6 protein-coding genes are annotated in these 9,888 nt (G+C 70.8%); all 6 read left to right on the top strand.

What is annotated here, in order from left to right; all coding sequences use genetic code 11:
• A partial coding sequence (locus CCN29_RS27555; RefSeq protein ID WP_086685296.1) for a sugar ABC transporter ATP-binding protein occupies positions 1 to 1,400 on the top strand: 1,400 nt, incomplete at its 5' end.
• Entirely contained in the window at positions 1,397 to 2,416 is a 1,020-nt protein-coding gene (locus CCN29_RS27550) for an ABC transporter permease (protein WP_006130629.1), read from the top strand. The genes CCN29_RS27555 and CCN29_RS27550, both read left to right, overlap by 4 nt.
• Positions 2,417 to 2,433: 17 nt before the next feature.
• Entirely contained in the window at positions 2,434 to 3,483 is a 1,050-nt protein-coding gene (locus tag CCN29_RS27545; protein WP_006130630.1) for a substrate-binding domain-containing protein, read from the top strand.
• Positions 3,484 to 3,562: 79 nt separating this feature from the next.
• Positions 3,563 to 4,771: a Gfo/Idh/MocA family protein gene (locus CCN29_RS27540; RefSeq protein ID WP_189405192.1), complete on the top strand. Its 1,209-nt coding sequence runs from the start codon at positions 3,563 to 3,565 to the stop codon at positions 4,769 to 4,771.
• A gap of 15 nt (positions 4,772 to 4,786) precedes the next feature.
• Positions 4,787 to 5,785, top strand: a complete 999-nt coding sequence (locus CCN29_RS27535; protein WP_031017823.1) for a sugar phosphate isomerase/epimerase family protein — start codon at positions 4,787 to 4,789, stop codon at positions 5,783 to 5,785.
• Between the two features lie 277 nt (positions 5,786 to 6,062).
• Positions 6,063 to 9,776, top strand: a complete 3,714-nt coding sequence (locus CCN29_RS27530) for a ThuA domain-containing protein (RefSeq protein WP_086685299.1) — start codon at positions 6,063 to 6,065, stop codon at positions 9,774 to 9,776.
• Positions 9,777 to 9,888 lie beyond the last annotated feature (112 nt).

Here is a 9,888-nt window from a genome sequence, read left to right as displayed (position 1 = left end):
AGAACGGCGCCGGGAAGTCCACCCTGATCAAGGTGCTGGCCGGCGCCCACCAGCCCGACACGGGCACGATCAGCTGGCGGGGCGACGACGTCACCCTGCGCTCGCCGATCGCCGCCATGCGCCTCGGCATCGCCACCATCTACCAGGAACTGGACCTGGTGGAGCACCTGTCGGTCGCGGAGAACGTCCACCTCGGCCACGAACCCACCACCGCCGGCTTCGTCGTCCGCGGCCGGGCGGCCAGGACCTCCACCGCCGAACTGCTCAGGCGCCTCGGGCACCCGGAGATCGACCCGGGCCGTCTGGTCGGCGACCTCTCCGCCGCACACCAGCAGATCGTGTCCATGGCTCGCGCCCTCTCCCACGACGTGCGGCTCATCGTGATGGACGAGCCGTCCGCCGCCCTCGACCCGGACGAGGTCGACAACCTCTTCCGCATCGTCGGCGACCTCACCGCCGCCGGCGTCGCCGTCGTCTACATCTCCCACCGCCTGGAGGAGATCCGCCGCATCGGCGACCGCGTCACCGTGCTGAAGGACGGCCGCGCCGTGGCCCGCGGGCTGCCCGCCAAGTCGACGCCCACCAGCGAGGTGGTGTCGCTGATGACGGGCCGCAACGTCGAGTACGTCTTCCCGCCCCGCCCCGCGACCCCGCCGGCCGCCGGCGAACCGGTCCTCACCGTGGAGAACCTGTCCCGGCGGGGCGAGTTCGCCCCGCTCGACCTCCAGGTGCGCCCCGGCGAGATCGTCGGCCTCGCCGGACTCGTCGGGTCCGGGCGGTCGGAGATCCTCGAGACGATCTACGGCGCCCGCAAGCCCGACACCGGCCGCGTCCTCGTCGACGGCCGGCCGCTCAGGCCCGGCAGCGTCCGCGCCGCCGTCCGCGCCGGACTCGGCCTCGCCCCCGAGGAACGCAAGGCGCAGGCCCTGCTGATGCTGGAGTCGGTCACCCGCAACGTGTCCGTCTCCTCCATGTCGCGGTTCGCGACGGCCGGCTGGATCAACCGGGGCGCCGAACTCGGCGCGGCCCGCGCGGCCGTCCGCGAACTGTCGCTGCGGCCCGACAACCCGGACGTGCCCGTACGCACGCTGTCCGGCGGCAACCAGCAGAAGGCCGTGCTCGCCCGCTGGCTGCTGCGCGGCTGCCGGGTGCTGCTGCTCGACGAACCCACCCGCGGCGTCGACGTCGGCGCCCGCGCCGAACTGTACGCCGTCGTACGGCGGTTGGCGGACGAAGGGCTCGCCGTGCTGCTGGTCTCCAGCGAGGTGCCCGAGGTCCTCGGCCTCGCCGACCGCGTCCTGGTGCTGCGCGAGGGCTCCGTCGTCCACACCGCGCCCGCCCGCGAACTCGACGAACACCGTGTACTCGACCTGGTCATGGAAGGAAGCCCGGCGTCATGACGCAGCCCGTCTCCCCGCCGCGGGACAGCACCGACAAGGTGCCGTCGGCCGCCGAGAAGCCCGCCTGGCGGGCCGTGTTGTTCCGCGCCGACGTGCGCACCCTGTCCCTGCTCGGCGTGCTCGCCGTACTGATCCTGATCGGCGGCATCACCAAGCCGGACGAGTTCCTGGACACCCGCAACCTCCAGCTGGTGCTCACCCAGGCGTCCGTCATCGGCGTGGTCACCGTCGGCATGACCTTCGTGATCATCTCCGGCGGCATCGACCTGTCGGTCGGCGCGATCGTCGCCCTCGCCTCGGTGTGGGCCACCACCGTCGCCACCCAGGAGTACGGCTTCGCCGGCATCCTGTTCACCGCCGTCCTCGTCGGCCTCGGCTGCGGTCTGGTCAACGGGGTGCTCATCGCGTACGGCGGGATGGTGCCGTTCATCGCCACCCTCGCCATGCTCGCCTCCGCCCGCGGCCTCGCCCTCCAGATCACCGACGGGCGGACGCAGATCGTCACCGTCGACAGCGTCCTCGACCTCGGCGAACGCGACGCCTACGTGCTGGGCATCCCCCCGCTGGTGCTGGTGTTCGCCGCGGTCACCGTCATCGGCTGGCTGGTGCTCAACCGCACCACCTTCGGCCGCCGCTCCGTCGCCGTCGGCGGCAACGCCGAGGCCGCCCGCCTGGCCGGCATCGACGTACGCCGCCAGCGCCTCTACCTGTACCTGCTGTCCGGGCTGTGCTGCGGCATCGCCGCCTTCCTGCTGATCGTCCTGGCCGGCTCCGGCCAGAACACCAACGGCAACCTCTACGAACTCGACGCCATCGCCGCCGCGATCATCGGCGGCACCCTGCTCACCGGGGGCCGCGGCACCATCGTCGGCTCCGTCCTCGGCGTCCTGATCTTCACCACCATCACCAACATCTTCGCCCTGAACAACCTGCAGACCGACGTCCAGCAGATCGCCAAGGGCGCGATCATCGTCGCCGCCGTGCTGGTCCAGCGGCGTACCGCGAGCACGACCTGAGGGAAGGGTTCACCGCCATGCCAGAGCCGACGTTCACCAGCCGCAGAGGGCTCCTGTTCGGAGCCGCCGCCGTCTCCGCCGGCGCCCTCGTCACCGGCTGCACCAGCAACGAGCCCAGCGGCGGCGACGAGCCGGCCGCCAACAACCAGCCGGCCGCCGACGACAAGCCGGGCAAGCAGGTCACCATCGGGTTCGCCGGACCGCAGGCCGACCACGGCTGGCTCAACGCCATCAACGACAACGCCAAGAAGCGCGCGGAGAAGTACTCCGACGTCACCCTGGAGATCACCGAGGGCTCCAACGACACAGCCCAGCAGATCGGCCAGATCGAGACCCTCATCAACAAGAAGGTCGACGTCCTGGTGATCCTGCCGGCCGACGGCAAGGCCCTCACCCAGGTCGGTCTGAAGGCCATGCGCGCCGGCATCCCCGTCGTCAACCTCGACCGCGTCTTCAACACCCCGCAGGCGTACCGCTGCTGGGTCGGCGGCGACAACTACGGCATGGGCCTCAACGCCGGCCACTACATCGGCGAGAAGCTCAAGGGCAAGCAGGGCGCCAAGGTCGTCGAACTGGCGGGACTGGACAACCTGGAGCTGACCAAGCAGCGCACCCAGGGCTTCGACGACGCGCTGAAGAACTACCCCAACATCACCAAGGTGGCCCGCCAGGCCGCCGAGTTCACCGTCGAGTCCGGCCAGGCCAAGATGGCCCAGCTGCTCCAGGCGCAGTCGCAGATCGACGCCCTGTGGAACCACGACGACGACCAGGGCGTGGGCGCGCTGCGCGCCATCGAACAGGCCGGGCGCGACGAGTTCATCATGGTCGGCGGCGCCGGCGCGCTCTCCGCGTTCGAGGCCATCAAGGCCGACAACGGGGTGCTCAAGGCCACGGTGCTGTACCCGCCGACGATGGCCGCCTCCGCGATCGACCTCGCCCGCGCCCTCGGCCAGGGCAAGGGCATCGGCGGCCTGGCCGAGTTCGAGATCCCCTCGTCGGTGACCTGCTACTCGGCCGTCGTCGACAAGGAGAACGTCGACCAGTACATGCCCACCGGCTTCCGGTGAGGAGCCCCGCCCCACGGGCCTGACCAGCCCACCGGGCGGGGACCGCCCCGCCCGCCACCACGACGAGGAGGACATCCGAATGGCACAGCCGCAAGCGTCCGAAGGGGCGGAAACGGGGAAGCCACCGCTGCGCATCGGCATGGTCGGTTACGCCTTCATGGGCGCCGCCCACTCCCAGGGCTGGCGCACCGTGGGACGTGTCTTCGAGCTGCCGCTCCGCCCCGAGATGGCCGTGATCTGCGGCCGGGACGCCGACGCCGTGCGGGCGGCGGCCGACCGGCACGGCTGGGCGGAGACCGAGACCGACTGGCGCGCCTTGGTGGAGCGCGACGACATCGACCTCGTCGACATCTGCACCCCCGGTGACAGCCACGCCGAGATCGCGCTGGCCGCGCTGGCCGCGGGCAAGCACGTGCTGTGCGAGAAGCCCCTCGCCAACACCGTCGGGGAGGCCGAGGCGATGGCCCGCGCCGCCGAGGAGGCGCGGGCCCGCGGCCAGGCCGCCATGGTCGGCTTCAACTACCGCCGGGTGCCCGCCACCGCGCTGGCCCGGCGGATGGTGGAGGAGGGCCGCATCGGCACCCTGCGGCACGTGCGGGTGGCGTACCTCCAGGACTGGCTGGTGGACCCGCAGTTCCCGCTCACCTGGCGGCTGCGCCGGGAACAGGCCGGCTCCGGCTCGCTCGGCGACCTCGGCGCGCACATCGTCGACCTCGCCCAGTACCTGGCCGGCGAGCACCTCGCGGGCGTCTCCGCGCTCACCGAGACGTTCGTCAAGGAGCGGCCGCTGCCCACCGCGCCGAGCAGCGGCCTGGCCGCCGTCTCCGCGGCCGGCACCGGTCCGGTCACCGTCGACGACGCCGCCCTGTTCACCGGGCGGTTCTCCTCCGGCGCGCTGGCATCCTTCGAGGCCACCCGGTACGCCACCGGGCGCAAGAACGCCCTGCGCATCGAACTCAACGGCGAGCGCGGCTCGCTCGCCTTCGACCTGGAGCGGCTCAACGAACTCGAGTACCACGACGGATCCGGGGACGCCGCGCACGGCGGCTTCCGCCGCATCCTCGTCACCGAGCCCGACCACCCCTACCTGGACGCCTGGTGGCCGCCGGGCCACGGGCTCGGCTACGAGCACACCTTCACGCACCAGGCCCGCGACCTGGTGCACGCCGTCGCCGAGGGCCGCAGCCCCGAACCGTCCTTCGCGGACGGGCTCCAGGTGCAGCGCGTCCTCGCGGCGGTGGAGGAGAGCGCCGAGAAGAACGCCGTCTACACCCCGATCGCCGCCTGAGGAGGACGGATACGGATGCCGCGCAACTTCACCCTGTTCACCGGTCAGTGGGCCGACCTTCCGCTGGAGGAGGTCTGCCGGCTCGCCCGTGACTTCGGCTACGACGGCCTCGAACTCGCCTGCTGGGGCGACCACTTCGAGGTGGACAAGGCCCTCGCCGACCCCTCCTACGTAGCCGGCCGCCACCAGCTCCTCGACAAGTACGGCCTGAAGTGCTGGGCGATCTCCAACCACCTGGTCGGCCAGGCCGTCTGCGACGCCATCATCGACGAACGCCACCAGGGCATCCTGCCCGCCCGCATCTGGGGCGACGGGGAGCCCGAGGGCGTACGGCAGCGGGCCGCCGCCGAGATCAAGGACACCGCGCGGGCCGCGGCCCTCCTCGGCGTCGACACCGTCATCGGCTTCACCGGCTCCGCCATCTGGCACCTGGTCGCCATGTTCCCGCCGGCCCCCGAGTCGATGATCGAGCGCGGCTACGAGGACTTCGCCGAGCGCTGGAACCCGATCCTGGACGTCTTCGACGCGGAGGGCGTGCGCTTCGCCCACGAGGTCCACCCCAGCGAGATCGCGTACGACTACTGGACCACCGTGCGCGCCCTCGACGCGGTGGACCGCCGCCCGGCGTTCGGGCTGAACTTCGACCCGTCGCACTTCGTCTGGCAGGACCTCGACCCGGTCGGGTTCCTGTGGGACTTCCGCGACCGGATCTACCACGTCGACTGCAAGGAGGCCCGCAAGCGTCTCGACGGCCGCAACGGCCGCCTCGGCTCCCACCTCCCCTGGGGCGACCCCCGGCGCGGCTGGGACTTCGTCTCCGCGGGCCACGGCGACGTGCCCTGGGAGGACGTCTTCCGCATGCTGCGCTCCATCGACTACCAGGGCCCGGTCTCGGTGGAGTGGGAGGACGCCGGCATGGACCGCCTCCAGGGCGCTCCCGAGGCCCTGAAGCGCCTCAAGGCCTTCGACTTCGAACCGCCCACCGCGTCCTTCGACGCGGCCTTCAACAGCTGACGGACCCTCCCGGCAGCAGGTCGGGGACGGGGGCCGGCGCCTTCGCCGGTCCCCGGTCCGGCCTGCCCGCGATCCCCTTTGTCCTGTAGTGGGAAAAAGTTCAACCAGCCGCGGTCCAAGGGGTGTTCCGCCAGGAAGAACGCGGTTACCGTCCCTGAGTGTTCAAGGCACCCACGCCTCCGGGGTGACGGCGCACCCCGGCGCCCGCACGTACCGCACGCACCGCACGATCGAGCACCTGTTCCGTACGGCCCCATCCCGTTCCCGGAGGGACTTCGTGCACAGAAGAAGACTCAAATCCACCCGCACCGCCAAGCGCCCCGCCTTCCGCACCACGCTCGCCCTGGTCACCGGCCTGCTGCTGGCCGTGGGCACCCCGGCCACCGTCGCCGGCGCCCACCCCGGCCACCCGGAGCACGACGAACCGGCCGCCGCCGAGGGGCAGTTCCAGCAGGTGCCGCTCGCCAAGGGCGAACCGGAGATGGGCGAGCCCATGTCGCTCGCCGTCCTCCCGGACCGCAGCGTCCTGCACACCTCCCGCGACGGCACCCTGCGCCTCACCGACGCGGGCGGCACCACCAAGGTCGCCGGCCGCCTCGACGTCTACAGCCACGACGAGGAGGGCCTCCAGGGCGTCGGCGTCGACCCGGACTTCGACAACAACCGGGCGATCTACCTCTACTACGCCCCGCCGCTGGACACGCCCGCCGGGGACGCCCCGGAGAACGGCACCGCCGAGGACTTCGCCAAGTTCGACGGCGTCAACCGCCTCTCCCGGTTCACCCTGAACCCCAACGGCACCCTCGACCTGTCCAGCGAGAAGAAGGTCCTGGACGTCGCCGCCTCCCGCGGCACCTGCTGCCACGTCGGCGGCGACATCGACTTCGACGCCGAGGGCAACCTCTACCTGTCCACCGGCGACGACACCAACCCCTTCGCCTCCGACGGCTACACGCCGATCGACGAGCGGGCCGACCGCAACCCGGCCTTCGACGCCCGCCGCAGCGCCGGCAACACCAACGACCTGCGCGGCAAGATCCTGCGCATCAAGGTCCAGGCGGACGGGTCGTACGACATACCGGCCGGCAACCTCTTCGCGCCGGGCACCGAGAGGACCCGGCCCGAGATCTACGCGATGGGCTTCCGCAACCCGTTCCGCATCAGCGTCGACGAGAAGACCGGCACGGTCTACGTCGGTGACTACGGCCCCGACGCCGGCGCCGCCAGCCCGACCCGCGGCCCGGCCGGACAGGTCGAGTTCGCCAAGGTGACGAAAGCCGCCAACTTCGGCTGGCCGTTCTGCACCGGCGACAACGACGCCTACGTCGACTACGACTTCGCCACCGGCGCCTCCGGCGACAAGTTCGACTGCGACGCGCCGAAGAACACCTCCCGGCACAACACCGGCCTGGTCGACCTGCCGCCCGCCCAGCCCGCCTGGATCCCCTACGACGACGGCTCCGTGCCCGAGTTCGGCACCGGATCCGAGTCCCCGATGGGCGGCCCGGTCTACCACTACGACCCGGAGCTCGAGTCCTCGGTGAAGTTCCCGGAGGAGTTCGACGGCGACTTCTTCGCCGGCGAGTTCGGGCGTCGCTGGATCAAGCGCATCGAGCAGAACGAGGACGGCTCGGTCGCGAAGATCAACGACTTCCCGTGGACCGGCACGCAGATCATGGACATGGACTTCGGCCCCGACGGCGCGCTCTACGTGCTCGACTACGGCCTGTCCTGGTTCCAGGGCGACGACAATTCCGCGCTGTACCGGATCGAGAACGCCGAGGACGGCTTCTCGCCGATCGTAGGGGTCACCGCGGACCGCACGTCCGGCGCGGCCGGCCTGAGGGTCAACTTCACCGCCACCGCCAAGGACGCCGACTCCCCGGACCTCACCTACTCCTGGGACTTCGGCGACGGCACCACGGGCGAGGGTCTCACCCCCACCCACCGGTACAAGAAGGTCGGCACCTACACCGCGACCTTCACCGCGAAGGACGCCGAGGGCAACACCGGCAACGCCAGCGTCCGGATCGTCGTCGGCAACACCGAGCCCACGGTGCGGATCGACATCCCCGGCAACGGCAGCCTGGCCGCCTTCGGCGAGCCCGTGCCGTTCAAGGTGACCGTCACCGACCCCGAGGAGACGATCGACTGCTCCAAGGTCAAGGTCGCCTACAGCCTCGGCCACGACTCCCACGCCCACGAGCTCACCAGCGAGACGGGCTGTGAGGGCACCCTCAAGCCGCCCGCGGGCGACGGCGGTCACGACCCCAACGCCAACATCTACGGTGTCGTCGGCGCCAGTTACACCGACGGCGGCGCCAACGGCCAGGAGGCGCTGACCGGCACCGCGCGCACCGTGCTCCAGCCGCTGCACCGCCAGGCCGAGCACTTCACCGTCCAGTCCGGCGTCAACACCTTCGACAAGGCGGAGGCCAACGGCGGCAAGACCGTCGGCGACGTCAACGACGGCGACTGGATCTCCTTCAGCCCCTACCGCTTCGACGGGCAGAAGAAGATGACCGTGCGGGCCTCCTCCGGCGGCTCCGGCGGCTTCATCGAGCTGCGCACCGGCTCCCCCGAGGGCCCGCTGCACGGCTCGGCGTACATCCCGCCGACCGGCGGCTGGGAGACGTTCCAGGACGTCGAGGTCCCGCTGCGGGCACTGCCGAAGAAGACCACCGAGATCTACCTGGTCTTCCGGGGCGGCGAGGGCGCGCTGTACGACGTGGACGACTTCGAGTTCTCCAAGGAGCCGTTCAAGAAGGGCAAGAAGGTCCTGGTCTTCTCCAAGACCGCCGGCTTCCGCCACGACTCCATCCCCGAGGGCGTCAAGGCCCTGAAGGAGCTCGGCGCCCCGGCCGGCATCTCGGTCACCGCGACCGAGGAGGCCGGACAGTTCACCACCGCCAACCTCGCCAAGTATGACGCGGTCGCCTTCCTGTCCACCACCGGTGACGTCCTCAACGCCGACCAGCAGAAGGCGTTCGAGAACTACGTCAAGAACGGCGGCGGCTACATGGGCATCCACGCCGCCGCCGACACCGAGTACGACTGGGAGTTCTACGGCGGCCTCGTCGGCGCGTACTTCCACTCGCACCCGGCCATCCAGAAGGCCACCGTGCGGGTCGAGGACCACGACCACCCGTCCACCGCGCACCTGGAGGACACCTGGGAGCGGACCGACGAGTGGTACAACTACCGCACCAACCCGCGTGAGCAGGCCAAGGTCCTCGCCACCCTGGACGAGACCACCTACTCCGGCGGGAACATGAAGGGCGACCACCCGATCGCCTGGTGCCAGACCTACGGCGGCGGCCGCTCCTTCTACACCGGCGGCGGCCACACCAAGGAGTCGTACGCCGACGAGGCCTTCCGCGCCCACCTGCTCGGCGGCCTCCAGTACGCCACCGGCCAGGTGAAGGCGGACTGCAAGCCGGACAAGGGCTACCGGAAGATCTTCAACGGGCAGACCCTGGACGGCTGGAAGCAGGCCGGCCCCGGCAAGTTCGTCGTCAAGGACGGCGGGGTCATGGAGACCGAGGGCGGCATGGGTCTGCTCTGGTACCAGGCCAAGGAGCTGAAGTCGTACTCCCTGAAGCTCGACTGGAAGATGCAGGGCGACGACAACTCCGGTGTCTTCGTGGGCTTCCCGGCCTCCGACGACCCGTGGTCGGCGGTCGACCGGGGCTACGAGGTCCAGATCGACGCCACGGACGCGGTGGACCGCACCACCGGTGCGATCTACACGTTCAAGGCGGCCGACATCAAGGCCCGTGACCAGGTGCTGCGCCCGCCGGGGCAGTGGAACTCCTACGAGATCAAGGTCCAGGGCGAACGCCTCCAGGTGTTCCTCAACGGAGTCAAGATCAACGACTTCACCAACAAGGACCCGCAGCGGAGCCTCACCGACGGCTACATCGGCCTCCAGAACCACGGGGCCGACGACCAGGTGTCCTTCCGCAACATCCAACTGAAGGAACTGCCCTAGGGGGCATGGGCCACCTTCCCTCTAGGACACCGAGAACGGCGGCGGGCGGACGGACGCCGGACCCCCGCCCGCCGCCTCCCCCCGGGGCCTCGGCCCCGGGGGGAGGCGGCGG

Source organism: Streptomyces pseudogriseolus (genome assembly GCA_002154585.1).
In the GTDB taxonomy this organism is placed as follows: Bacteria; Actinomycetota; Actinomycetes; order Streptomycetales; family Streptomycetaceae; genus Streptomyces; species Streptomyces pseudogriseolus.
The sequence above is the reverse complement of the archived record's forward strand: the minus strand, read 5'-3'. Positions and strand labels throughout refer to the sequence as shown.